Raw genomic sequence first — 23,482 nt, 5'->3', positions numbered from 1 at the left:
CACAATCCGCTATAAGGAAAATCCATGAGTTTGAATAACGTCTCTTCCGGCCGCGACCTGCCGAACGATTTCAACGTCGTCATCGAAATCCCGATGAACGCCGATCCGATCAAGTACGAAGTCGACAAGGAAAGCGGCGCGATCTTCGTCGATCGCTTCATGGGTACCGCCATGCACTACCCGTGCAACTACGGCTACGTGCCGAACACCCTGTCGCCGGACGGCGACCCGGTCGACGTGCTGGTCATCACCCCATTCCCGCTGATCCCGGGCGTGGTCGTGCGCTGCCGTCCTATCGGCGTGCTGAAAATGACCGACGAGTCGGGCGAAGACGCGAAAGTGCTGGCCGTGCCAGTCGATAAAGTGCTGTCGATCTACAGCCACTGGCAAAAGCCGGAAGATCTGAACGAACTGCGCCTGCGCCAGATCCAGCACTTCTTCGAGCACTACAAAGACCTGGAAAAAGGCAAATGGGTCAAGATCGACGGCTGGTATGGTCCTGAAGTGGCCAAGGAAGAAATCCTCGGCGGCGTTGTCGCTTACAAGGCCGATGCTGAAAAAGCTGCTTCCTAATTAAAACGCTGCGCGGACAACCGCGGCTTGCCGCCGGTTTTCTGTCGTGTGCGAGTAAAAAGCGCACCCTGCTATGATGGCCGGGTGCGCTTTTTTATTGCCACAACATAACTCTTTCCGATGGGATGATGGCTTTTTCACGCCTAAAATATTATCGAAAAGTTAATTTGTAGTGATAACCGGGAGGTGGTATGTATTCTGAGCATTTATTGATGCGCTCATGGTGGGTGTTGGCCCTGCGCGGCGCGGCGGCGATCGCCTTTGGCGCGATTACCCTGGCCTGGCCCGGCGTGACGGTATTGTCGTTGCTGACCGTGTTTGCCGTGTATGCGCTGCTCGGTGGCGGCGTTTCCGTCGTCGGCGCCTTCAGCAACCGCAAGCATGGCGGCGACTGGTGGGCCTTGCTGCTGCTGGGCATCTGCGGCCTGGCCGTGGGTATTTTGACCATCATGAACCCGCTGCTGACGACGTTTGCCTTGATCGTCATGATCGGCGTCAATGCGCTGGTCTCGGGTGTGTTCGATATCGTGCTGGCGATCCGCCTGCGCAAGGTCCTCCAGGGCGAATGGCTGCTGGTGCTCAATGCCCTCATTTCCATCGCCTTCGGCATCCTGATCCTCATGTTTCCGGCCGCCGGCACCTTCGCCCTCGTGTGGATGATCGGCGTGTATGCCTTGCTGACGGGCATCTTGCTGCTGACCTTGGCATGGCGCGCCTACAAGCTGAAGAAGGATGGCGCCTTCGGCGGCAGTTCGGGGCGCTCGGCCGCCTGATTCCGCCTGCGTACGCGTGATGACGAGCGCTCCCCGCCAGCCGGCCGGGAGCGCTTTTGCTTTCAGGGTGCCGCTGCCGCGCGAAACGGGCTGTGCTCGTTCAATTCATCGAGGTAGGCATCGATGCCGCCCCGTTCGCGCTCGAGGAAGCGCTGCACGGCGTCGGCAAACGCGGGGTGCGCCAGCCAGTGGGCGGACCACGTCTTTTGCGGCAGGAAACCGCGCGCCATCTTGTGCTCGCCCTGCGCGCCGCCTTCGAAGGTGGCGATGCCGTTGGCGATGCAAAACTCCAGCGGCTGGTAATACGCCGTCTCGAAATGCAGGCAGGGCACGTGTTCGAGCGCGCCCCAGTAGCGGCCGTACAGGGTGTCGGCCGTGTGGATCAGCAGCGAGGCGGCAATGGCCCGGTCTTCGCGCTCGGCGATCACCAGTAAAATGTTCTGCGGCATGCTGAAACCTATGCGCAGGAAGAAATCGAGCGACAAATAGGGCGAGGAGCGGTGTTCCGCATAGGTATTGCTGTAGCAGCAGTGGAACAGTTTCCAGTCGGCATCCGTGGCGTCCACGCCCCGCACCTGGCGCAGGGTGACGCCGGCCTCGCTCACCTTGCGCCGCTCGGCGCGGATATTCTTGCGTTTCCTGTGTTCCAGGGTGGCGAGGAATTGTTCGAAATCCGTATAGCCGGGATTGAGCCAGTGAAACTGCACGCCGCTACGCATCAGGTAACCGGCCTGCGCCAGCTGGCGCGCCTCGCTTTCCGGCGGGAACAGGATGTGGCAGGACGAGACGTCGCTGGCTTGCTGCTGCGCCTGCAGGAAGGCCAGCAGGGCGGCGCGCGCCTGGCCGTCGCGGGCCAGCAGGCGCGTGCCGCTGACGGGCGTAAACGGAATCGCCGACAGCAGTTTCGGGTAATATTCGAGGCCATGTTGCTGATACGCATCGGCCCAGGCCCAGTCGAACACATATTCGCCATACGAGTGCGACTTCAGGTACAGGGGCAGGGCGGCGGCCAGGGTCTCGCCCTGCCACAGCACGAGGTAATTCGGCTGCCAGCCCGTGTCGGCGCTGGCGCAGCCGGACTCGTGCAGCGCGTGCAAAAAGGCGTAGGAGAGGAAGGGATTGGCGTCCAGCTGGCACGCCAGCAGTTCGGACCAGGCCGCTTCGCCAATTTCAGCCAGGGTAGAGACGATAGCCGTGCGATAATTCATTGTTGTAGTGTGCATTCATCACTCTCGGGGCGCCACCATCGGCCTGTGCGCCACCGTCTTGTTTAATAAGCGAAATATCCATCATCATGACAGTCAAAGTCGCAATTGCTCAAATGAATAGTACGGTCGGCGATCTGGCCGGCAACCGTGCCAAGATCTTCGACCTTTCCCGCCGCGCGTTCGAGGCGGGAGCCGATATCGTGCTCACGCCGGAACTGTCGCTGGTCGGCTATCCGCCCGAGGACCTGTTGCTGCGCAATGCATTCTACGCAAAAACGCAGCAGGCGTTTGCCGAGCTGGCTGCCGACCTGGCCCAGTTCAAGGATTTGCACGTGGTGGTGGGCTTGCCGCTGCAGGACGAGAAGGGCGTGCGCCACAACGCCGCCTCCGTGCTGCTGAACGGCGAAGTGCTGGGCACCTACCGCAAGCACGACTTGCCGAACACCACCGTATTCGATGAAAAGCGCTACTTCACCTCGTCCGACCAGGCTTTCGTGTTTGGCGTGAAAGGCGTGCGTTTCGGTATCAATATCTGCGAAGACACGTGGTTCGAGCACGCGCCCATGCGCGCCCGCGCGGCCGGCGCGCAAGTGCTGCTGGTGCCGAACGGCTCGCCATACCATATGAACAAGCAGCATCTGCGCTATGAAACCATGCGCAAGAACGTCAGCGCGCAAGGCATGGCCCTCGTGTACGCCAACCTGGTCGGCGGCCAGGATGAACTGATCTTCGATGGCGACTCGTTCGTCATGGATGCGGCCGGCACGATCTGCGCCCAGCTGCGCCATTTCGAGGAAGACTTGCAGCTCGTCGAATTCGACGGCGCCACGCCCGTTCCGCAGCAACTGGCTGCACCGTTGAGCACGGAAGCGCAGGTGTACCAGGCGCTGGTGCTGGGCGTGCGCGACTATATAGGCAAGAACGGCTTCCCAGGCGTGCTGATCGGCATGTCGGGCGGTGTCGATTCGGCGCTGACCCTGGCCATCGCCGTCGATGCGCTGGGCGCCGACAAGGTGCGCGCCGTCATGATGCCGTCGCAATTCACGGCCGATATCTCGTGGATCGATTCGCGCGACATGGTAAAACGCCTCGATGTGCGCTACGATGAAATTCCGATCAAGCAAACTTTCGACGCCTTCCGCGCCACCCTGGCCGGCGAGTTCGCGGGACTGGCGGAAGATGCGACGGAAGAGAACATCCAGGCGCGCATCCGCGGCACCTTGCTGATGGCCCTGTCGAACAAGCATGGCAGTATCGTGCTGACGACCGGCAACAAGAGCGAGATGGCCGTCGGTTATTGCACCCTGTACGGCGACATGGCGGGCGGCTTTGCCGTCATCAAGGATATCGCCAAGACCCTCGTGTACCGTCTGTGCGCCTACCGTAACAGCGTCTCGGACGTGATACCCGAGCGCATATTGACGCGCGGACCGTCGGCCGAATTGCGCGCCGACCAGCTGGACCAGGATTCGCTGCCGCCATATGACGTACTCGACGGCATCATGCAGCTGTATATGGAAGAAAATCGGCCGATCGCCGAAATTATCGAGGCTGGCTACCCGCCGGCCGATGTGGCCCGCGTCACGCGCTTGATCAAGATCAATGAATACAAGCGGCGTCAGTCGCCGGTGGGCATCCGCGTCACGCACCGTGGCTTTGGCCGCGACTGGCGCTACCCCATTACGTCGAAGTTTTACGAATAACGTGGGGAGTCCCGCCCAAGCTGCTGCGCAACTCACTGCCGGGTAGCCGTTGCTCGCCGTACTCCAGTGCGGCTCCGCTACGCCACCCGGTATTGCACTTGCTCGCTACGGTTTTGCGGGATCCCGTTAAGCCAGCTAGTTAAGAATTGACGATTATCAATAAGGAGAAAGCCATGAAGCAGATTACAGCCATCATCAAACCATTCAAGCTCGACGAAGTACGCGAAGCGCTGGCCGATGTGAACGTGACGGGCTTGACCGTGACGGAAGTGAAGGGCTTTGGCCGCCAGAAGGGTCATACCGAGCTGTACCGTGGCGCCGAGTACGTGGTCGATTTCCTGCCGAAAGTCAAAGTGGAAGTGGTGGTCGATGACAGCGTGTCGGAACTGGTGGTCGACGCCATCATCAAGGCAGCCCGCACGGGCAAGATTGGCGATGGCAAGATCTTCGTGCGCGACGTGGAGCAGGTCATCCGTATCCGCACGGGCGAAACTGGGCCGGACGCAGTTTAAGTTTTCTTGCTGGGGCAACGCCAACAATGTTGTCGGATGACGGCTCTTTGAGCCTGATCCGACCTACGCGATTCATCGCGCATCCTTGCAGGCCGTAGGTCGGATTAGCGCGTGCGCGTAATCCGACATGAGTTGCCAGTAAGATTGCTGGATTACGCATCAGCGCCGTTCAGCGCCCCAGCCGCATATCGAATTTCCAGCAGATCAGGCGCAAGATGGTGATGCCGCTGGCGCTGGTCCACAGCGCGAAGTCGTGCTCGGCGCCGAAATGCATCTGCAGCAAATAGGCCCAGCAGCCGAAAAACGCGCAGATGGCGTAGGGTTTGCCGTCGCGGAACACCATCGGCACTTCGTTGCACACGATGTCGCGCATCACGCCGCCAAAGATTCCCGTAATCACACCCATCATCGAGGCGATAAAGATCGGCATGCCGGCGCGCATCGCTTCAGCGACCCCGGCGATGGCGAACATGCCCAGGCCGATGGCGTCGGCCACGACGATCAGGCGTTCCGAGACGATCTGGCGCAGGTGCTGGATCAGGGGCGCGGCCGTCAGGGCCAGCACGAAGATCAGAATCGCGTATTCCTGGTGCGAGACCCAGAACAGGGGGCGCTTGTCGAGCAGGATGTCGCGCAGCGTGCCGCCGCCGAACGCCGTGATGAAGGCCACGACGAAGACGCCGACCAGGTCCATGCGCTTGCGGCGCGCTTCGATGAAACCGGAAAACGCGCCCACCAGGATGGCGATGACCTCGATGATCTTGATCAGCGAGCCAGGCGGCAATTGGGGTGGCATCATGGGCGGAGCGCGAGGGCAGGAAATAATTGTCACAGGTTAACATGACACGGCCCCGAATGGTGACAAACGGGGCCGTGTGCGGTGTGGAACGGGTGACTGAATGGAAATTGCTTGCTGACAAGCCTAGCGGACGGGCTGCAAGGCTGCGGAGAGCAGCACGACGAGCGCCCCATCGCCCCCCTCGGAGCGGCGCGCCTGGCAAAAGGCGATGACTTCATCCTTTTGCACGAGCCAGCTGTGCACCATGGACTTGAGCACGGGTTCCTGGCCTTTCGAGCCGAAACCCTTGCCGTGGATCACGCGCACGCAGCGCAGCTTGCGCCGCGTTGCCTGGTTCAGGAAGGCGCCGATGCCGTCGCGCGCCTCGTCGCGGCGCAAGCCGTGCAAGTCCAGCTCGTCCTGGATGGGCCAGTGGCCCTTGCGCATCTTCTTCACCACGTCCGGCCCCACGCCGGGGCGGGCGTAGTTCAGGGCCGGATCGTTTTCCAGGTAATGGTCGACTTCGAACAAGTCCGACAGCGACTCGCGCAGCACGGCCGCATCATCCTCTTCCGGCGTCAGCTTGCGCGCCGGCTGCTGGGCGCTTGTCGCGCCCGCCTTGGGCAGGCTGGGCACGTAGCGGTCCGATTCGGGCAGGCGCTTGACGCCGCCGATGCTGGCCTTGAACAGATTGCTCTCCACGGCCTGCACCTTGACCTGCTTGATGCGCTCGGCTTCGGCCTGGGCGCGCGCGTCCGCCTGTTCCTTGAGCTGCTTGCTGACCGCTTTCAGGTCGGCAAAGTCTTTCATCGACGCCATGCGACGCTTACTCCTGGCCTTCCAGGTAGCGCTGGGCGTCCAGTGCTGCCATGCAACCCGTGCCGGCGCTGGTGATGGCCTGGCGGTAGATATGGTCTTGCACGTCGCCGGCGGCGAACACGCCCGGCGCGCTGGTGGCCGTGGCCATGCCTTCCAGGCCCGTTTTCGTCTTGATGTAGCCGTTGTGCATCTCCAGCTGGCCTTCGAAGATGCCCGTGTTCGGCTTGTGACCGATGGCGATGAAGACGCCGTGCACGGACAGCGCCTCGACCTTGCCGTCGATGGTCGACTTGATGTTCAGGCCCGTCACGCCGCCTTCGTTGCCCGTCACTTCATCCAGAGTGTGGTTATATTTCAACACGATCTTGCCTTCGGCAACCTTGGCGTTCAGGCGGTCGATCAGGATCGCTTCGGCGCGGAACTTGTCGCGGCGGTGGATCAGGGTGACCTTATTGGCGATATTCGACAGGTACAGCGCTTCCTCGACGGCCGTGTTGCCGCCGCCGACGACGGCCACTTCCTGGTTGCGGTAGAAGAAACCGTCGCAGGTGGCGCAGGCGGACACGCCCTTGCCCATGAATTCCGCTTCCGACGGCAGGCCCAGGTATTGCGCGGACGCGCCCGTGGCGATGATCAGGGTATCGCACGTGTATTCGTGGCTGTCGCCCTTCAGGCGGATCGGTTTTTCATTCAGGAAGGTGGTGTGGATATGGTCAAACACGATCTCGGTATTGAAGCGCTCGGCGTGCTGCAACAGGCGCTGCATCAGGTCCGGGCCTTGCACGCCCATCGGGTCGCCTGGCCAGTTTTCCACGTCGGTGGTGGTCATCAGCTGGCCGCCTTGTTCCACGCCGGTCACCAGCATCGGGTTCAGATTGGCGCGCGCGGCGTAGACGGCGGCGCTGTAGCCGGCGGGGCCGGAACCAAGAATCAAGACGCGGGCGTGTTTGGTAGTAGTCATGGGAGCTTCTCTATGAGTGTGGTCTATCCGAATTGGGGGCATACGCGCGAAGAACAAGGGCGTATTGCGCTTGCGCAAGCAATCCCGGATTATAGACCAAGCCGCCTGTGGCGACGAATCGTGGGGCCGTGGTCGGCATATATGGCTTAGAATACATCCTTATTATGGGAAATTCCCTTTCAGAAACATTTATCACCTTGCAGCGCTTCCCAGAATGACTAAACCAGCCCAGGCCACCCAGAATAGTTACACCCGTAAACCGGTCGAACGCCGGCCCCTGCCGAACCGGCTGGTGCGGCTGCTGTCCGAGGCGCGCTGGTTCGCGCTGGCCGCGTTTGCCCTGTATTTCGTGCTGATACTGGCCAGCTTCAACAAGCTCGACCCGGGCTGGTCGCACGCCACCAACGTCGACAAGGTGGCCAACCTGGGCGGCAAGCTGGGGGCGACCTTTTCCGATTTGTTGCTGTATATCTTCGGTTTTTCCGCCTGGTGGTGGTGCGTGTGGCTGCTGCGCACCGTGTGGAATGGCTACCGCCGCCTGAGTAAGCGCTTCCTGCTGGAAGAGGAAGAGGTGGAGCGCGAGCACCATGTCGAGATGCTGATCCGCATCGTCGGCTTCTCCATCATGCTGATCGGCAGCATGGGCCTCGAATACCTGCGCATGGCGAAGAGCCTGCACGTGCAGCTGCCGCGCGATCCGGGCGGCGTGCTGGGCCAGCTGATCGGCCACTCGGCCCATGTGGCCTTCGGCTTCACGGGCGCCACCTTGCTGCTGTTGCTGCTGTTCGGCCTGGGCTTTTCCCTGTTCTTCCATGTGTCCTGGCTGCAAGTGGCCGAGCGCATCGGCGGCGCCATCGAAGATGCGTTCAACTGGTTCGTGCTGCGCTACCAGGACCGCGAAGACCGCCGCCAGGGCGAAGTGGCCGCCGTGCGCCGCGACGAGGTGGTGGTCATCGAACGGGCCAAGCACGTGGAAAAGCACGTGGCCGCGCCACCGATGAAGATCGAGCCGCAGGTGGTTACCGTCGTGAAGTCGGAGCGCGTGGAAAAGGAGCGCCAGGCGCATCTGTTCGAGGGACTCGGCGATGGCAAGCTGCCGCCGCTGTCCTTGCTCGATGAAGCGCCGCCCGTGGTGGAAACGGTGTCCGTGGAAACCCTGGAATTCACGAGCCGCCTGATCGAAAAGAAATTGTCCGACTTTGGCGTGGATGCCAAGGTAGTGGCCGCTTACCCCGGGCCCGTCGTCACGCGCTATGAAATCGAGCCGGCCACGGGCGTCAAGGGCAGCCAGATCGTGGGCCTGGCGCGCGACCTGGCCCGTTCGCTGTCCTTGACGTCGATCCGCGTCGTGGAAACCATACCCGGCAAGAATTACATGGCGCTGGAGCTGCCGAACAGCAAGCGCCAGATCGTGCGCCTGACGGAAATCCTCGGCTCCAAGGTCTACAACGATGGCGTGTCCAGCCTGACGATTGCGCTGGGCAAGGATATCGCCGGCAAGCCCGTCGTCGCCGACCTGGCCAAGATGCCCCACTTGCTGGTGGCCGGCACCACCGGTTCCGGCAAGTCGGTCGGCATCAATGCGACGATACTGTCGCTGCTGTACAAATCCGACCCGCTCGACGTGCGCCTGATTTTGATCGATCCGAAGATGCTGGAGATGTCCGTCTACGAAGGCATTCCGCATTTGCTGGCGCCCGTCGTCACCGACATGCGCCAGGCGGGCCACGCGCTGAACTGGGCCGTGAACGAGATGGAGCGCCGCTACAAGCTGATGAGCAAGATGGGCGTGCGCAACCTGGCCGGCTACAACGCGAAGATTGCCGACGCGAAAAAGCGCGAAGAGCACATCCCGAATCCGTTCAGCCTGACGCCGGACTCGCCGGAACCGCTGGAAAAACTGCCGACCATCGTCATCATCATCGACGAGCTGGCCGACCTGATGATGGTGGTGGGCAAAAAAGTCGAGGAGTTGATCGCGCGTATCGCGCAAAAGGCGCGCGCCGCCGGTTTGCACTTGATTCTGGCCACGCAGCGCCCATCTGTAGACGTGATCACGGGGCTGATCAAGGCCAACATTCCAACGCGTATCGCCTTCCAGGTATCGTCGAAGATCGATTCGCGCACGATTCTGGACCAGATGGGCGCGGAAACCTTGCTGGGCATGGGCGACATGCTGTACATGCCGCCCGGCACGGGCTTGCCGATGCGCGTGCACGGCGCGTTTGTGTCCGATGAGGAAGTGCATCGCGTCGTCAGCCATTTGAAGCTGCAGGGCGAACCGAATTACATCGAGGGCATCCTCGAAGGCGGCACCCTGGAAGGCGACGGCGCCGAAGGCGGTGCCGCGGGCGAGGGCGGCGGCGAGGCCGATGCCCTGTACGACCAGGCCGTGGCGGTGGTGCTGAAAAACCGCCGCGCTTCGATTTCGCTGGTGCAGCGCCATTTGCGCATCGGCTACAACCGCGCCGCCCGTCTGCTCGAGCAGATGGAGCAGAGCGGGGTAGTGTCAACCATGCAATCCAATGGCAACCGGGAAATCCTGGTGCCGGCGGCAAGTGCGGAATAAGAGTCAATACGAAGGATACGAAGAATGAAGAGCACGACTTTCGCAGCAAAAATGATGATCGGCGCGGCCAGTGTTGCCTGCGGCCTGCTGTTCGCGGCCAGCGCCTCGGCCAGCGCGCTCGAGCAATTCAAGAGCTTTGCCGCCGGCACCAAGTCGGCCAAGGGCGAGTTCGTGCAGCGCCAGGTCAAGAAGGCGGACGCCGGCGGCAAGGCGAAAGTCTCGACGCCCGCCAGCGGCACCTTCGAATTCGCCCGCCCGGGCAAGTTCATCTGGACGTATCTGAAGCCGTACGAGCAGCTGCTGCAAGCCGATGGCGAACAGCTCTATATCTATGACAAGGACTTGAGCCAGGTGACGGTGAAGAAACTGGGCGACGCCCTCGGTTCCTCGCCGGCCGCCATCCTGTTTGGCAGCAATGACCTGGAAAAGAACTTCACCCTGGCCGAAGCGGGCACGCGCGATGGCCTGGAATGGCTGAAAGCGACGCCGAAGGCCAAGGACACGACCTTTGATGAAATCAGCATCGGCTTGCGCAATGGCGTGCCCGAAGCGATGGAATTGCGCGACTCGTTCGGCCAGACGTCGGTGTTGGCGTTCAAGAACTTCCAGAAAAACCCGACGCTGTCCGCCAACCATTTCAAATTCGTGATGCCCAAGGGCGCGGATGTGATCAACAACTAAGTTTTTCATGCTGTTTTTTGACCGGCCTCGCATCGTGCGGGGCCTTTGCATTCTTACCCGGTAAATATTATGGCGGATCTCTTTTCCACCGCACCGCGCCAGCCGCTGGCCGAAGCCCTGCGGCCGGCTACCCTGAACGAAGTCATTGGCCAGACGCATCTGCTGGGCGCCGGCAAGCCGCTGCGCCTCGCGTTCGAGGCGGGCAAGGCCCATTCGATGATCTTGTGGGGCCCGCCCGGCGTCGGCAAGACGACCCTGGCGCGCCTGATGGCGAACGCCTTCGACAGCGAATTCATCGCCCTGTCTGCCGTGTTTGCCGGCGTGAAAGATATCCGCGCAGCCATGGACCAGGCCCGCCATAGCCTGGACCAGTTCGGCAAGCACACCTTATTGTTCGTCGACGAAATCCACCGGTTTAACAAATCGCAACAGGATGCCTTGCTGCCGTTCGTCGAATCGGGCCTCGTGACCTTCATCGGCGCGACGACGGAAAATCCGAGTTTCGAAGTCAATTCGGCGCTGCTGTCGCGCGCGCAAGTGTATGTGTTGAAGTCGCTCAACGAAGACGAGATGAAGCAGCTGCTGGCCAAGGCGCAGTCCACGGCCTTGACGCACCTGAGCTTTGACGAGGCGGCCGCCGACACCCTGATCGGCTATGCGGATGGCGATGCGCGGCGCTTTTTGAACTTGCTGGAGCAGGCCGAGACGGCCGCCAGCTCGACGGGCACGACAAAGATAGACGCGGCCTTCGTCGACAATGCACTCACATTGAATTCGCGCCGCTTCGACAAGGGCGGCGACAATTTCTATGACCAGATTTCCGCCCTGCACAAGTCCGTGCGCGGCTCGAATCCCGACGCGGCCCTGTACTGGTTTTGCCGCATGATCGACGGCGGCGCCGACCCGCGCTACCTGTCGCGGCGCATCGTGCGCATGGCCTGGGAAGATATCGGCCTGGCCGACCCGCGCGCCCTGACCATGGCCAATGACGCAGCCGAAACATATGAACGCCTCGGTTCGCCCGAAGGCGAGCTGGCCCTGGGCCAGGCCGTGATTTACCTGGCCATCGCCGCGAAAAGCAATGCCGGCTACAACGCCTTCAACACGGCCATGGCGTTCGTCAAGAAAGATAAATCCAAGGAAGTACCCGTGCACTTGCGCAATGCGCCGACGAAACTGATGAAGGAACTCGGTTACGGCCACGCCTACCGCTACGCGCACGACGAGCCCGATGCGTATGCGGCCGGTGAAACCTACTTTCCGGACGGCATGGCGGAACCGGGCTGGTACCAGCCCGTGCCGCGCGGGCTGGAAAGCAAGATCGCCGACAAGCTGGCCTGGCTGCGCGAGCTGGACAGAAAAGCAGGTAAACCCGCCGGCAAGGGCTGAATTACAGTCCCAGTAGTGTAAAGCCGTCGTCCTGCGGCGCGTAGCCGACGAGCTGGCGCGTCGCGGCGATGGAGAGCCGTTTATAGCGGTTGTCCGACACGCCATGCACGACGTGGTAGCCGGCCGGCACGTCGGCGGCGATGCAGCGCGCCAGCAGCTGCACCACGTCGCGCTCGCTGATGAAGGCGGCAATGTCGCGCGCGCTGTGCTGTTGACCTGGTGCAAACTGCGCCACGTTGGCGATGCGCACGGCAATCGCCGTCATGCCATGCTGGTGGGCGAACGCGGAGGCCACGCCTTCGCCAAAGGCCTTGCTGGCCCCATACATATTGGCCGGCCGCGCCGGCATGTGCTCGTGCACCTGCACGTCGAGCGGATAGCCTTCGATGGCTTGCGCGCTGCTGGCAAACACCATCCGTTTCACGCCCTGTGCCTGCGCCGCGCGGAAGATGTTGTGCGTGCCGATGATGTTGGGCTGCAGCAGCTGCGCATCGAAATCGGCGCCGGCGTGCGGCACGCCGGCCAGGTGCAGCACCACGTCGGTGTTGGCGCAGGCGGCCAGGCAGGCGGCGTAGTCGCCCACGTCGAGCTGGATGGACGGGCAGGGTGCTGGCGCCAGCCCGTCAGTGTGCAGGTCGGCCAGGCGCAGGGAGAATTCCCCGTGCCGGCTCTTCCAGAAAACGGTGCCGATGACACCGGCGGCGCCCGTGACGAGGACGCGCAATGGTGGTGCTTGAGTCATGTATTCCTTGTGGTCAGTGTGTGTGGCAGTGCCAGGTTCAGCCAGCGCAGCAGGGCGGGGCGGGGTGCGGCAGTCCCATGCACGCGGATGCGGCCGCTGCCCACGGCTTCGACCAGCACCAGGCCGTCATTCGGTATCGTGTAGCGCTCGCCGCCGCGCAGCACGCAATCCTCGAACTGGGCATAGGCCGTGATCCACGCCGTGCCCGTCACGCATTCGATCACCTTGGCATGCGCTTTTTCCAGGCGCAGGGGCCGCGCGCTGGCGAGTTCGTAGTCGGTGTGCATGGCATCGCTCCTGTTGTGCAGACAGGAACAGCTTAGGCCCTTGCGGCGAACCATGACAGATGCAGGAAAACGAAATTGTAATGATCACAGTGCCCTTTGCCGTACACTGTGCTTATCAAAAAACTCGGCAACTGTATCTGTGCCGGCCCCGCGCGGCAGCCGCATACTGAAGGGATGAACATGAGCGCCGACCTGAACCTGTACGAGCACCTGGCCAACGAGCTGGGTGCGCTGATCGATTCGCGCGTATTCGCGCCCGGCGACCGCCTGCCGTCGATCCGCCACCTGGCGCAGCAAAAGCGCATTTCCATCAGCACGGTGATGCAAGCCTTGCGCCTGATGGAGGACCGGGGCCAGGTCGATGCGCGGCCCCAGTCCGGCTATTTCGTGCGCCACCGCGCGCCGCGCCGGCCCTGCAGCGCCGATGCCCAGCACCTGAAGGAGCCGGCCTTTGTCGGCATCAACAATCTGTTGATGCGCGTCTTGAAGGACAACGAGACGCGCGACGTGGTGCAGCTGGGCACGGCCTGGCCACCCGATGAAATCCTGCCCATCAAGCGCATGCAGCGCACCATCAGCGCCGTGGCCCGGCGCGAGCCCGCCTTGTTGAGCAAGGTCAGCTGCTACGACATCAGCGAAGGCAACTTCCTGCGCCAGGTCACGCGCCGCGCGCTGGACTGGGGCAAGCTCGACCCGCAAGAGATCGTCGTGACGAATTCCTGCACGGAAGCGATCAGCCTGTGCCTGCGCGCCGTCGCCAGGCCGGGCGACACCATCGCCATCGAGTCGGCCACGTATTTCGTGCTGCTGCAGATGATAGAAAGCCTGGGCATGAAGGCGCTGGAAATTCCCACCGACCCGAAGACGGGACCGTCGCTCGACGCGCTCGAGCTGGCCCTGCGCGCGGGACTCGTGCAAGCGTGCCTGTTCGTGCCGAACGCGAACAATCCCCTGGGCAGCGTCATGCCGGAAGCAAACAAGAAGCGGCTGGCGGGCCTGCTGTCGGAATTCAATATTCCGCTGGTGGAAGACGACGTGTATGGCGACCTGTGCTTTGCCCCGCAGCGGCCGTGGCCCGTGAAGGCCTATGATACGAGCGGCAATGTTTTATTGTGTTCCTCGTTTTCCAAGGCCATCACGCCCGCCTCGCGCGTCGGCTATGTGCTGGCCGGGCGCTTCGCGCAGGAAGTGGCCCTGCTCAAAACCGTGTCGAGCGGCGCCACCAGCCATTTCTTCCAGGCCGTGCTGGCCGACTTTCTGGAGGGTAGCAGCTACGACCAGCAGCTGCGCAAGATGCGGCGTACCCTGGTGCAGCGCATCGCCCGCATGTCCGACGCCGTCGCGGCGCACTTTCCGGCCGACTGCATGCTGTCCGAGCCGCAGGGCGGTTTCGTGCTGTGGGTGCAGATGCCGCCGCAAGTCGATGCGCTGGCCCTGCACGGGCAGGCCATCGCCGACGGCGTGGCTTTCATGCCGGGCCAGCTGTTCTCGGCCTCGGGCAAGTTCGGCAATTATCTGCGCCTCAATTGCGGCAATGCGTGGACGCCGCGCATCGAGCAGGCGATCGGCCGACTGGGCCGGCTGGTCAAGCAATCCCTGTAGCGCCGCTTTTCGCTTCAGTCCCCGTTTTTCACCGTTCGCTCCCTGTTTTTCGCCGCCGGTCGCAAGCCGGTGGCCTTGTTCGTTCCCGTTGGCTAAAGTACCACCATACCAAGCGCAGTTAAACGAACAAACCAACCAGGAGTCACATCATGAACGCACTGAAAAACATGGAAATCGCCTTTATCGCCGCCGCCGTCCTGGCCATCGGCAGCAGCTTCGCCACCGCCGGCGCGAATACGGTGGCAGTGAGCGCCACCTCGACCCTGGTCGCCAAGGCCGCCGACAGCAAGATGCCCGTCGTCACCGTCAGCGCCCGCCGCCTGACCGCCGCCGAAAAAGCCGCCTTTATTTAAGTACCAGCCTGAGCACCAGCCGTAAAGCGGGCGCGAGTGCCCGGCCATGCTGCCATGACGATGGCCAGCCGTGTGCAAAACTCATAAAGAACTGAACGGGTCTTGGTACAATGGATGCTTTCGATACATCGGCACCGCCATCCACCCATGATAGATATCCAACTTCTCCGTAAAGACATCGCCACCGTCGCCGCCCGCCTGGCAACGCGCAAATTCCAGCTCGACGTGGCAGGTTTCAACGCCCTCGAAGCCGAACGCAAGGCGATCCAGACGCGCACCGAGGAACTGCAGGGCAAGCGCAACGCGCTGTCCAAGCAAATCGGCATGTTGAAAGGCAAGGGGGAAGACACCTCGGCCGTGATGGCGCAAGTGGCCGGCCTGGGCGATGAATTGAAAGCCGACGAAGCGGCCCTGACCCTCGTGCAAGCCAAGCTGAGCGAATTCATCATGGCCGTACCCAACCTGCCGCACGAATCGGCACCGGTGGGCACGGACGAGTCGGGCAACGTGGAAGTGCGCAAGGTCGGCACGCCACGCACCTTCGATTTCGACGTCAAGGATCACGTCGACGTGGGCGCCCCGCTGGGCCTCGATTTCGAAGTGGCCACCAAGCTGACCGGCTCGCGCTTCTCCGTCATGATGGGCGGCATCGCCCGCCTGCACCGCGCGCTGGCGCAATTCATGCTCAACACGCACGTGGACGAGCACGGCTACACGGAATGCTATACCCCCTACATGGTCAACGCCGATTCCTTGCGCGGCACGGGCCAGCTGCCGAAATTCGAAGCCGATTTGTTCTCGGTGAAAAAAGGCGGCGTGGAAGGCGAGGGCGAGACCTTCTACCTGATCCCCACCTCGGAAGTGTCGCTGACCAACATCGCCCGCGATGAAATCCTCGCGCTCGACCAATTGCCGCTGAAAATGACGGCCCACACGCCATGCTTCCGCTCGGAAGCGGGCAGCTATGGCCGCGACACGCGCGGCATGATCCGCCAGCACCAGTTCGACAAGGTGGAAATGGTGCAGGTGGTGCATCCGGACACGTCGTACCAGGTGCTGGAAGAAATGGTCGGCCATGCGGAAACGATTTTGCAGCGCCTGGGCCTGCCATACCGCGTGATGTCGCTGTGCACGGGCGACATGGGCTTCACCGCCACCAAGACCTTCGACCTGGAAGTGTGGCTGCCGGCGCAAAACACCTATCGCGAAATTTCCTCGCTGTCGAACACGGAAGCGTTCCAGGCCCGCCGCATGCAGGCGCGTTTCCGCAACGCCGCCGGCAAGCCGGAACTGGCGCACACCCTGAACGGCTCCGGCCTGGCAGTGGGCCGTACTTTGGTCGCCGTGCTGGAGAATTACCAGCAAGCGGACGGCAGCGTCGAAATCCCGTCAGTGCTGCGTCCGTACATGGGCGGCCTGACGCATCTGAAGGCATAAAAGCTTCAGGCGGCCCCATGAATGGAAGGCTTAAAATAGTCCTTCCATTTTTTCAAGCGGCTGCTATAATCTTGCCTTCTCGCAGCAATGCGGGAAAAGACCGCAGCAAATGGAGAGGTGGCAGAGTGGTCGAATGTACTTGACTCGAAATCAAGCGTACGTTAAATCGTACCGTGGGTTCGAATCCCACCCTCTCCGCCAGAACAAATAGAGAAAGCTCCCGCAAGGGAGCTTTTTTTATTTGTGGCGGCGAAGAGGAGTATGCCCCTGCGGGGCGTACGCGTGGGATTCGAAGACGAGCGCGTACTCGCGCGAGGCTCTCCGAATCGTCCAGACAGGTGTTGATGTGAATTCCCCGCTTTCAGTTGCAAATCACCAATAAAACCCCTACCCAACTGAACAATGCCCATGCTAAAATAGCGCCTCGTTCAAACAGGCACGCCAGTTTGAATGAATAGACCGCAGTAAACGGAGAGGTGGCAGAGTGGTCGAATGTACTTGACTCGAAATCAAGCGTACGTTAAATCGTACCGTGGGTTCGAATCCCACCCTCTCCGCCAGAATACATAAGAGAAGCTCCCGCAAGGGAGCTTTTTTTATGCCCGCAATATAGGCGAGCCACCAGCGCACCAATCCAGGCAGAAAAAGCGCCCAAAGCGCGCAGCGCAAGGCGTCTTTTCCTCCATTCAAGCTTTAACGCCCAGCGCCTCCGCCGACGCAAACGACACCCGCCCGAACACCCCCATCAGTCCATGGTAATCTACCCGATCCCCATCCCCGACCCCACATGCAATGAGCCGATTCTGGAGCAACATCGTCAGCGAGCTGACCCCCTACGTTCCGGGCGAGCAGCCGAAACTGCCCGACCTGGTCAAACTCAACACCAATGAAAACCCGTACGGCCCGTCACCGCAGGTGCTGGCCGCGCTGCGCGACGCCAGCAACGACAGCCTGCGCCTGTACCCGGACCCTTCCGCCAGCGAACTGAAGCAAACCCTGGCCGCTTACCACGGCCTGCGCAGCGATCAAGTCTTCGTCGGCAACGGTTCCGACGAGGTGCTGGCGCTGGCCTTCATGGCCTTGCTCAAGCACGATGCGCCGCTGCTGTTCCCGGACATCAGCTACAGCTTCTATCCCGTGTATTGCAAGCTGTACGGCATCGATTACCGCACCGTGCCGCTCGACGACGCCATGCGCATCCGTCCGGAAGACTATCAGGGGCCGTGCGGCGCCATCATCTTCCCGAATCCCAACGCACCGACAGGCGTGGACTTGCCGCTGGCCGGCGTGGAAACCCTGCTGCGCGCGCATCCCGACGCCGTGGTGGTGGTCGATGAAGCGTATGTGGATTTCGGCGGCGAGAGCGCCGTGGCCCTGGTCGAGCGCTATCCGAACCTGCTGGTGGTGCAGACGTTCTCGAAGTCGCGTTCGCTGGCCGGCTTGCGCGTGGGTTGCGCGCTGGGACACCCGGACCTGATCGAGGCGCTCGAGCGCGTGAAGAACAGTTTCAATTCCTATCCGCTGGACCGGCTGGCGCTGGCCGGCGCCGTCGCCTCGCTGCACGATGAAGCGTATTTCCAGCAGACGCGCCAGGCCGTGATCGCCAGCCGCGAACAGCTGACGGCGGACCTGGCGGCGCTGGGTTTCGAGGTGCTGCCTTCCGTGGCCAATTTTATCTTCGCCCGCCATCCGCGGCATGACGCGGCGCAACTGGCGGCCGGCTTGCGCGCCCGCTCCGTGATCGTGCGCCATTTCAACGCGCCGCGCATCAGCCAGTATTTGCGCATCAGCATCGGCAACGTGGGCGAATGCGCGGCCCTGATGGCGGCCTTGCGCGCATTGCTGGCGTGAGGGCAAGGCCTGGCACGGCTGCCGGCAGCCGTACCAGGCGCGAGTTTATTGCTGGCTGGTCCGGCGGCGGCGCGCCATGAAGCCCAGCAAGCCCAGGCCGCCCAGCAGCATGCCGTAAGTGGCAGGCTCCGGTACGGCCGACACCGTCAGGTTATTGATGGTTGGCCAGATACCGATCTGTCCGGCCGTGCTGACGGCCAGGTCGGAGAAGGCGCCCGACGACACGAAGCCGATAAACGAGGCTTGCGTCGGCAAGGCCAGCTCGTAGCTGAGCAGCTCGCCCAGCGCATTGCGGGCCGTCAGGGTGATGTTCTGGCCGGCGGCATATTCGCCGGAAAAGTTCGAGCCGAAGAAGTATCCTCCCACGCCGCGTACGGCACCGGAAAAGTTGGAGAACAACACGCTGTCGTTGCGGTCGTTCGTGCTCAGCCAGTGGTCGCTGCCCGTGCCTGCGCCATACAGGATGGGCGAGGTGCCCACGCTGCTCACCGTGTAGGCGTAGCTGCCCGCGCTGCGGCTCAGCGGGCCGTCGAGCGCATCGATGGGCAAATCATCAAAGGTATCGACGCCGGTATTGCCGACCGCTGCCAGATAGGCAGACTGGCTGGTAAAGACCGTGATGTCTGCCTGCGCGGCGTTGGCGGCGAGCAGCAGGGCGGCGGCGCTCATGATTTTCAGGCGGGAAAATGTAGTTTGCAAGATCGACTCCTTGACAGGGGTTGGGAAAAGGATGGGGCACCGTGAACCGAGATTTCCTGATGCCAATTCAATATAGTATTTGCTAGAAAAAAATGCAACATAAAGTTTCTTTATGATAATTTTCGTCTTGTATAGCTGAAATGCGGATGTCTCCCCGGCGCCACTGCCGGTGCGGCCATGGCGGCCGTCTGGCCGCGCCATGCTGTCGGCACAGGCCATTTGTGCAACAATAATCGGATTCATTCATCGACAGGACGGACAATATGGCAAAAGTGGCATTCATCGGTTTGGGCGTCATGGGTTTCCCCATGGCAGGCCACCTGGCGGCGGGCGGGCACGACGTCACCGTGTACAACCGCAACCCGGCACGCGCTGCCGCCTGGCTCGCGCAATACAAGGGCAGCAGCGCCGCCACGCCGGCCGCCGCCGCCGCGGGCGCCGAGTTTGTCTTCACCTGCATCGGCAACGACAATGACCTGTACCAGGTCATCCTGGAAGAGGGCGGCTTGCTGTCCGCCATGGCGCCGGGCAGCATCCTGATCGACCATACGACGGCCTCGGCCGAGGCGGCGCGCACCATCCATGCGGCAGCCAAAGAGAAGGGCGTATTCTTCCTCGACGCGCCCGTGTCCGGCGGCCAGGCCGGCGCGGAAAATGGCAAGCTGACGGTGATGGTGGGCGGCGATGCGCAAGCGTACGCAAGGGCCGAGCCTGTCATCTCCCTGTTCGCGCGCGCCGTCACCTACATGGGCGCCTCCGGCTCGGGCCAGCTGACGAAGATGGTGAATCAGATCTGCATCGCCGGCCTCGTGCAAGCCTTGAGCGAAGGCATCGCCTTTGCGGAAAACGCGGGCCTCGATGCGGCCCTCGTCGTCGACGTCATTTCCAAGGGCGCGGCGCAGTCGTGGCAGCTGGAAAACCGCGGCAAGACCATGATCGAGCGCAAGTTCGACTTCGGTTTCGCCGTCGACCTGATGCGCAAGGACCTGGGCATCTGCCTCGCCGAAGCTAGGCGCAACGGCAGCGACCTGCCCGTGACGACCTTGACGGACCAGTTCTATGGCGAAGTACAGCAGGCGGGCGGTAACCGCTACGACACGTCCAGCCTGATTACCCGCCTGAACAAAAAGTAATCTTTCGCACGCCAGCCACGGCGGCGCGTCCCTGTACGGGGGGCGCGCCGCTTGTCGTTTACGGCACCGGCATCATTAAAACGTCAGTTTCCGGAACATCTGGTTTCGATTTTCATGGAAAAGCATGGACTTCGCTAGCTCATCGTGTATTATTAAAAAACGAGATGAAATGTCCCAATTTTTAAAACATTATGAGCGGACCCGCATGAAAACCAACTCCTCAGCGATAACACGCGTTGTCGACAAGAACATTCCCTACCTGTCATCCGCCGTCGCCATCTGGCGTCCCCGCGCCGTGCTGCGCAGCTGGCCCGGCGTGGCGATCGCGCTCGTGATCGCGCTGTCGGCCACCTTCATTTCCAGTAATTACGGCGGCCCGCAGCTGCTGTATGCGCTGTTCTTCGGCCTGGCCTTCCACTTCCTGGCATCGGACCCCACCTGCAAGCCCGGCATCGAGTTCTGCAGCAAGGTGCTGCTGCGCACGGGCGTGGCCCTGCTGGGCGCGCGCATCACCTTCAACCAGATCGCTTCCGTGGGCGTGACGCCCTTGCTGATCGTCGTCGGCGGCCTGGTGGCGACGCTGGGTTTCGGCTACCTGCTGGCCAAATGGCTGAAGCGCCCCCTCACGGAAGGCATTCTGTCGGGCGGTTCCGTCGCCATCTGCGGCGCCTCGGCTGCGCTGGCCATCTCGGCCGTACTGCCGCAAACCAAGGAAAACGAAAAGTTCACCCTGCTGACGGTGGTCGGCGTGACGACCCTGTCGACGCTGGCCATGATCGTTTATCCGCTGCTGGTCAAGCTGCTGGGTTTTGACCCGACCGAGGCGGGCGTGTTTATCGGCGGCACGATCCATGACGTGGCGCAAGTGGTGGGCGCCGGCTATCTGGTCAGCAACCACACGGGCGACGTCGCCACCTTCGTCAAGCTGACGCGCGTGGCCTGCCTCGTGCCCGTCGTGCTGGGCCTGTCGATCATGTTCAAGCGCAAGGATGGCAAGAGCGAAGTCGACGCGCCGCCGCTGGTGCCGTTCTTCCTGATCGGCTTTGTCTGGCTCGTCATTACCAACAGCCTGGGCCTGATTCCGCAGGAAGTGAATGGCTGGATCAACAATGCCTCGCGCGCCTGTCTCGTCATCGCCATCGCCGCGCTGGGCGTGAAAACCTCGTTCCAGTCGCTGGCCTCGCTGGGCTGGCGCCCCGTCATCATGCTGGTGATGGAAACGGTGTGGATCGCCGCCTTCGTCGCCATCGCCGTGCTGCTGACGCGCTGAGCGAACCGGGCCCGCCATGAAGATCCTAGTCCTCGGCGCCGGCGTGATCGGCACGGCCACGGCCTGGTACTTGCGCCAGGCGGGCCACGATGTGTGCGTGCTCGAGCGCCAGGCGGGCGCCGCGCAGGAAACCAGCTTCGGCAACGGCGGGCAGATTTCCGTCTCGCATGCGGAACCGTGGGCCAATCCCGCCACCCTGCGCAAGGTCGTGCGCTGGCTGGGCAAGGACGACGCGCCGCTGCTGTTCCGTCCACGTCTTGATGCACTGCAATGGCAGTGGGCGCTGCACTACCTGCGCGAATGCCTGCCATCGCGCGTGTCGCGCAACATGCGCCAGATCGTCGCCATGGCCGAGTACAGCCGCCAGAGCCTGCAAGCCTTGCGCCACGAGACGGGCATCGCCTACGACCACCTCGAGCGCGGCATCCTGCATTTCTATACGGATGAACAGGAGTTTGACAAATCGCAAGCGGGCGCCGCGCTGCTGCGCGAACTGGGCTGCCCGCGCAATACGCTCAGCGCCGATGACGTGGTCCGCATCGAGCCGGCCCTGGCCCACGCGCGCGGCCAGATCGTGGGCGGCGACTTCACGGCCAGCGACGAGTCCGGCGACGTGCATTTGTTTACCACGGCGCTGGCCGCGCGCGCGGCGGCCGCCGGCGTGGATTTCCGGTACGGCACGACGGTGACGCGTCTGCTGGCGGATGGCGAGCGCATCGCGGGCGTGGAATGCATCGATGCGCACGGGCGCCACGGCCTGGAACACGCGGACGCCGTGGTGGTGGCCATGGGCAGTTTTTCCGTGCCCCTGCTGCAGCCGCTGGGCATCCGCCTGATGCTGTATCCGGGCAAGGGCTATTCGGCCACGTATCCGATACTGGATCCCGCCGCGGCGCCCACCGTGTCGCTGACGGACGATGGCCACAAGCTGGTGTTTTCGCGCCTGGGCGCACGCCTGCGCGTGGCGGGCACATGCGAGCTGAACGGCTACACGCGCGACCTCAATCCCGTGCGCTGCGCCGCCATCACGCGCCGCGTGCAGGCCCTGTTTCCCCATGCCTGCGATTACAGCGACCCCGTCTATTGGGCCGGCCTGCGCCCGCTCACGCCCTCGAACGTGCCGTACATCGGCGCCACGCGTTACCGCCAGCTGTTCCTCAACACGGGGCACGGCACCCTGGGCTGGACCATGGGCTGCGGCGCGGGCAGGGCGCTGGCGGACCTCGTGTCGGGACGGCGGCCCGACGTCGATTTTGCGTTTTGCGGCGTACCCCTCGCGCAGGGGGCCGCGTTCATTCAACTTAGGAGAGCAGCACGATGAGAGACGACGCGATTCCCGGCCAAGCACCGGGCGGCCTGACCCTGGCCGGCACCACCTACCAGTCGCGCCTGCTGGTCGGCACGGGCAAGTACAGGGATTTCGAGGAAACGCGCCTGGCCATCGAAGAGAGCGGCGCCGAGATCGTCACGGTGACGATACGCCGCGTGAATATCGGCCAGGAAAAGGGCGAGCCCAACCTGCTTGATTTTATTCCGCCGTCGAAATACACGATTTTGCCCAACACGGGCGGCTGCTACAACGCGCGCGACGCCGTGTACACGCTGCAGCTGGCGCGCGAGCTGCTGGGCGGCCACCCGCTGTGCAAGCTGGAAGTGCTCGGCGACGACAAGACCCTGTTCCCGAACATGCCGGAAACCTTGAAGGCGGCCGAGCAGCTGGTCAAGGATGGCTTCCAGGTGATGGTGTATTGCAGCGACGACCCCATCCAGGCGCGCATGCTGGAAGAGATCGGCTGCATCGCCGTCATGCCGCTGGCGTCATTGATCGGCTCGGGCATGGGCATTCTGAATCCGTGGAATCTGTCGCTGATCATCGAGCAAGCCACGGTGCCCGTGCTGGTCGACGCCGGCGTCGGCACGGCGTCGGACGCGGCCATCGCCATGGAACTCGGCTGCGACGGCATCCTGATGAATACCGCCATCGCGGCGGCGCGCGAACCGATACGCATGGCGCGCGCCATGAAACTGGCAGTGCAGGGCGGACGCGAGGCCTACCTGGCCGGGCGCATGCCGCGGAGGGCCGGCGCCATGAGCGCCTCGCCTTCGTCGCCGATGGCCGGGCTGATCGCCTGAGCCGCCGCA

Annotated in this window: 22 protein-coding genes and 2 tRNA genes; 17 read left to right on the top strand and 7 right to left on the bottom strand. The window is 62.7% G+C overall.

What is annotated here, in order from left to right; translation table 11 throughout:
• Nucleotides 1-24: 24 nt before the first annotated feature.
• Together ppa and O0880_RS24220 are read left to right on the top strand one after the other, a co-directional pair.
• On the top strand, nucleotides 25-573 hold the full coding sequence (gene ppa, locus O0880_RS24225) for an inorganic diphosphatase (RefSeq protein WP_289889168.1): 549 nt from the start codon (nucleotides 25-27) through the stop codon (nucleotides 571-573).
• A gap of 191 nt (nucleotides 574-764) precedes the next feature.
• Complete coding sequence (locus O0880_RS24220) at nucleotides 765-1,346, top strand: HdeD family acid-resistance protein (protein ID WP_289889167.1); 582 nt, start codon at nucleotides 765-767, stop codon at nucleotides 1,344-1,346.
• 62 nt (nucleotides 1,347-1,408) lie between these two features.
• On the opposite strand, the gene O0880_RS24215 is transcribed toward O0880_RS24220, so the two are convergent.
• A complete protein-coding gene (locus O0880_RS24215; protein WP_289889356.1) occupies nucleotides 1,409-2,554 on the bottom strand; it encodes a GNAT family N-acetyltransferase in 1,146 nt (381 codons plus the stop codon).
• A gap of 86 nt (nucleotides 2,555-2,640) precedes the next feature.
• On the opposite strand from O0880_RS24215, the gene O0880_RS24210 reads away from it, so the two are divergent.
• Both O0880_RS24210 and O0880_RS24205 read left to right on the top strand, forming a co-directional pair.
• Nucleotides 2,641-4,257: an NAD+ synthase gene (locus tag O0880_RS24210; protein ID WP_071324540.1), complete on the top strand. Its 1,617-nt coding sequence runs from the start codon at nucleotides 2,641-2,643 to the stop codon at nucleotides 4,255-4,257.
• Nucleotides 4,258-4,430: 173 nt separating this feature from the next.
• On the top strand, nucleotides 4,431-4,769 hold the full coding sequence (locus tag O0880_RS24205; RefSeq protein ID WP_034758685.1) for a P-II family nitrogen regulator: 339 nt from the start codon (nucleotides 4,431-4,433) through the stop codon (nucleotides 4,767-4,769).
• Between the two features lie 169 nt (nucleotides 4,770-4,938).
• On the opposite strand, the gene O0880_RS24200 is transcribed toward O0880_RS24205, so the two are convergent.
• From O0880_RS24200 to trxB, 3 genes are all read right to left on the bottom strand, one after another.
• Nucleotides 4,939-5,568: a trimeric intracellular cation channel family protein gene (locus O0880_RS24200; protein WP_071324539.1), complete on the bottom strand. Its 630-nt coding sequence runs from the start codon at nucleotides 5,566-5,568 to the stop codon at nucleotides 4,939-4,941.
• Between the two features lie 123 nt (nucleotides 5,569-5,691).
• Entirely contained in the window at nucleotides 5,692-6,366 is a 675-nt protein-coding gene (locus O0880_RS24195; protein ID WP_071324538.1) for a Smr/MutS family protein, read from the bottom strand.
• Nucleotides 6,367-6,373: 7 nt separating this feature from the next.
• On the bottom strand, nucleotides 6,374-7,327 hold the full coding sequence (trxB, locus tag O0880_RS24190) for a thioredoxin-disulfide reductase (protein ID WP_034786153.1): 954 nt from the start codon (nucleotides 7,325-7,327) through the stop codon (nucleotides 6,374-6,376).
• Between the two features lie 214 nt (nucleotides 7,328-7,541).
• Between trxB and O0880_RS24185 the strand changes: the two genes are divergently transcribed.
• The 3 genes from O0880_RS24185 (at nucleotide 7,542) to O0880_RS24175 (ending at nucleotide 11,966) form a co-directional block, all read left to right on the top strand.
• Complete coding sequence (locus tag O0880_RS24185; RefSeq protein ID WP_071324537.1) at nucleotides 7,542-9,896, top strand: DNA translocase FtsK; 2,355 nt, start codon at nucleotides 7,542-7,544, stop codon at nucleotides 9,894-9,896.
• A gap of 24 nt (nucleotides 9,897-9,920) precedes the next feature.
• Nucleotides 9,921-10,577 (top strand): outer membrane lipoprotein chaperone LolA, encoded by a 657-nt coding sequence (gene lolA, locus O0880_RS24180; RefSeq protein WP_289889166.1) that lies wholly within the window; start codon nucleotides 9,921-9,923, stop codon nucleotides 10,575-10,577.
• A 69-nt stretch (nucleotides 10,578-10,646) separates the two neighbouring features.
• Nucleotides 10,647-11,966, top strand: coding sequence for a replication-associated recombination protein A (locus O0880_RS24175; protein WP_289889165.1), 1,320 nt, complete (start codon nucleotides 10,647-10,649; stop codon nucleotides 11,964-11,966).
• Between the two features lies 1 nt (nucleotide 11,967).
• Here O0880_RS24175 and O0880_RS24170 read toward each other — a convergent pair whose 3' ends face one another.
• Both O0880_RS24170 and O0880_RS24165 read right to left on the bottom strand, forming a co-directional pair.
• Nucleotides 11,968-12,708, bottom strand: coding sequence for an NAD(P)-dependent oxidoreductase (locus tag O0880_RS24170; RefSeq protein WP_289889164.1), 741 nt, complete (start codon nucleotides 12,706-12,708; stop codon nucleotides 11,968-11,970).
• Entirely contained in the window at nucleotides 12,705-12,995 is a 291-nt protein-coding gene (locus O0880_RS24165; RefSeq protein ID WP_289889163.1) for a DUF2917 domain-containing protein, read from the bottom strand. The genes O0880_RS24170 and O0880_RS24165 overlap by 4 nt, the downstream gene beginning before the upstream one ends.
• 180 nt (nucleotides 12,996-13,175) lie before the next feature.
• Between O0880_RS24165 and O0880_RS24160 the strand changes: the two genes are divergently transcribed.
• The 6 genes from O0880_RS24160 to hisC all read left to right on the top strand — a co-directional run bounded on the left by O0880_RS24160 (nucleotide 13,176) and on the right by hisC (nucleotide 18,238).
• The gene (locus tag O0880_RS24160) at nucleotides 13,176-14,597 is read left to right on the top strand and encodes a PLP-dependent aminotransferase family protein (RefSeq protein WP_071326593.1); all 1,422 of its coding nucleotides are present in this window, start codon (nucleotides 13,176-13,178) and stop codon (nucleotides 14,595-14,597) included.
• A gap of 149 nt (nucleotides 14,598-14,746) precedes the next feature.
• A complete protein-coding gene (locus O0880_RS24155; RefSeq protein WP_289889162.1) occupies nucleotides 14,747-14,950 on the top strand; it encodes a hypothetical protein in 204 nt (67 codons plus the stop codon).
• A gap of 147 nt (nucleotides 14,951-15,097) precedes the next feature.
• Nucleotides 15,098-16,387, top strand: coding sequence for a serine--tRNA ligase (gene serS, locus O0880_RS24150; RefSeq protein ID WP_289889161.1), 1,290 nt, complete (start codon nucleotides 15,098-15,100; stop codon nucleotides 16,385-16,387).
• A 111-nt stretch (nucleotides 16,388-16,498) separates the two neighbouring features.
• Nucleotides 16,499-16,588: transfer RNA gene (locus O0880_RS24145), tRNA-Ser, on the top strand.
• Between the two features lie 269 nt (nucleotides 16,589-16,857).
• Nucleotides 16,858-16,947: transfer RNA gene (locus O0880_RS24140), tRNA-Ser, on the top strand.
• A 232-nt stretch (nucleotides 16,948-17,179) separates the two neighbouring features.
• Nucleotides 17,180-18,238: a histidinol-phosphate transaminase gene (gene hisC, locus O0880_RS24135; protein ID WP_289889160.1), complete on the top strand. Its 1,059-nt coding sequence runs from the start codon at nucleotides 17,180-17,182 to the stop codon at nucleotides 18,236-18,238.
• 45 nt (nucleotides 18,239-18,283) lie between these two features.
• Here hisC and O0880_RS24130 read toward each other — a convergent pair whose 3' ends face one another.
• Nucleotides 18,284-18,937, bottom strand: a complete 654-nt coding sequence (locus O0880_RS24130) for an FxDxF family PEP-CTERM protein (protein WP_289889159.1) — start codon at nucleotides 18,935-18,937, stop codon at nucleotides 18,284-18,286.
• Between the two features lie 263 nt (nucleotides 18,938-19,200).
• On the opposite strand from O0880_RS24130, the gene O0880_RS24125 reads away from it, so the two are divergent.
• The 4 genes from O0880_RS24125 (at nucleotide 19,201) to O0880_RS24110 (ending at nucleotide 23,473) form a co-directional block, all read left to right on the top strand.
• A complete protein-coding gene (locus O0880_RS24125; RefSeq protein ID WP_289889158.1) occupies nucleotides 19,201-20,070 on the top strand; it encodes an NAD(P)-dependent oxidoreductase in 870 nt (289 codons plus the stop codon).
• Between the two features lie 205 nt (nucleotides 20,071-20,275).
• A complete protein-coding gene (locus tag O0880_RS24120) occupies nucleotides 20,276-21,340 on the top strand; it encodes a YeiH family protein (protein ID WP_289889157.1) in 1,065 nt (354 codons plus the stop codon).
• Nucleotides 21,341-21,356: 16 nt separating this feature from the next.
• A complete protein-coding gene (locus O0880_RS24115) occupies nucleotides 21,357-22,661 on the top strand; it encodes a D-amino acid dehydrogenase (RefSeq protein WP_289889156.1) in 1,305 nt (434 codons plus the stop codon).
• Nucleotides 22,658-23,473 (top strand): thiazole synthase, encoded by an 816-nt coding sequence (locus tag O0880_RS24110; protein WP_289889155.1) that lies wholly within the window; start codon nucleotides 22,658-22,660, stop codon nucleotides 23,471-23,473. Before O0880_RS24115 ends, O0880_RS24110 begins: the two co-directional genes overlap by 4 nt.
• The last annotated feature ends 9 nt before the right edge of the window (nucleotides 23,474-23,482 follow it).

Origin of the sequence: Janthinobacterium sp. SUN118 (assembly GCF_030397695.1) — a bacterium.
GTDB lineage: Bacteria > Pseudomonadota > Gammaproteobacteria > Burkholderiales > Burkholderiaceae_D > Janthinobacterium.
The sequence above is the reverse complement of the archived record's forward strand: the minus strand, read 5'-3'. Positions and strand labels throughout refer to the sequence as shown.

Bases quoted from the DNA above. Each gene is read 5' to 3' on its own strand.
- trxB (WP_034786153.1), bottom strand. From the start codon at position 7,327: ATGACTACTACCAAACACGCCCGCGTCTTGATTCTTGGTTCCGGCCCC.
- O0880_RS24205 (WP_034758685.1), top strand. From the start codon at position 4,431: ATGAAGCAGATTACAGCCATCATCAAACCATTCAAGCTCGACGAAGTA.
- O0880_RS24195 (WP_071324538.1), bottom strand. From the start codon at position 6,366: ATGGCGTCGATGAAAGACTTTGCCGACCTGAAAGCGGTCAGCAAGCAG.
- hisC (WP_289889160.1), top strand. From the start codon at position 17,180: ATGAGCCGATTCTGGAGCAACATCGTCAGCGAGCTGACCCCCTACGTT.
- O0880_RS24165 (WP_289889163.1), bottom strand. From the start codon at position 12,995: ATGCACACCGACTACGAACTCGCCAGCGCGCGGCCCCTGCGCCTGGAA.
- O0880_RS24215 (WP_289889356.1), bottom strand. From the start codon at position 2,554: ATGAATTATCGCACGGCTATCGTCTCTACCCTGGCTGAAATTGGCGAA.
- O0880_RS24155 (WP_289889162.1), top strand. From the start codon at position 14,747: ATGAACGCACTGAAAAACATGGAAATCGCCTTTATCGCCGCCGCCGTC.
- O0880_RS24210 (WP_071324540.1), top strand. From the start codon at position 2,641: ATGACAGTCAAAGTCGCAATTGCTCAAATGAATAGTACGGTCGGCGAT.
- O0880_RS24185 (WP_071324537.1), top strand. From the start codon at position 7,542: ATGACTAAACCAGCCCAGGCCACCCAGAATAGTTACACCCGTAAACCG.
- O0880_RS24170 (WP_289889164.1), bottom strand. From the start codon at position 12,708: ATGACTCAAGCACCACCATTGCGCGTCCTCGTCACGGGCGCCGCCGGT.
- O0880_RS24220 (WP_289889167.1), top strand. From the start codon at position 765: ATGTATTCTGAGCATTTATTGATGCGCTCATGGTGGGTGTTGGCCCTG.
- O0880_RS24200 (WP_071324539.1), bottom strand. From the start codon at position 5,568: ATGATGCCACCCCAATTGCCGCCTGGCTCGCTGATCAAGATCATCGAG.
- O0880_RS24110 (WP_289889155.1), top strand. From the start codon at position 22,658: ATGAGAGACGACGCGATTCCCGGCCAAGCACCGGGCGGCCTGACCCTG.
- O0880_RS24175 (WP_289889165.1), top strand. From the start codon at position 10,647: ATGGCGGATCTCTTTTCCACCGCACCGCGCCAGCCGCTGGCCGAAGCC.
- serS (WP_289889161.1), top strand. From the start codon at position 15,098: ATGATAGATATCCAACTTCTCCGTAAAGACATCGCCACCGTCGCCGCC.
- O0880_RS24115 (WP_289889156.1), top strand. From the start codon at position 21,357: ATGAAGATCCTAGTCCTCGGCGCCGGCGTGATCGGCACGGCCACGGCC.
- lolA (WP_289889166.1), top strand. From the start codon at position 9,921: ATGAAGAGCACGACTTTCGCAGCAAAAATGATGATCGGCGCGGCCAGT.
- O0880_RS24120 (WP_289889157.1), top strand. From the start codon at position 20,276: ATGAAAACCAACTCCTCAGCGATAACACGCGTTGTCGACAAGAACATT.
- ppa (WP_289889168.1), top strand. From the start codon at position 25: ATGAGTTTGAATAACGTCTCTTCCGGCCGCGACCTGCCGAACGATTTC.
- O0880_RS24160 (WP_071326593.1), top strand. From the start codon at position 13,176: ATGAGCGCCGACCTGAACCTGTACGAGCACCTGGCCAACGAGCTGGGT.
- O0880_RS24125 (WP_289889158.1), top strand. From the start codon at position 19,201: ATGGCAAAAGTGGCATTCATCGGTTTGGGCGTCATGGGTTTCCCCATG.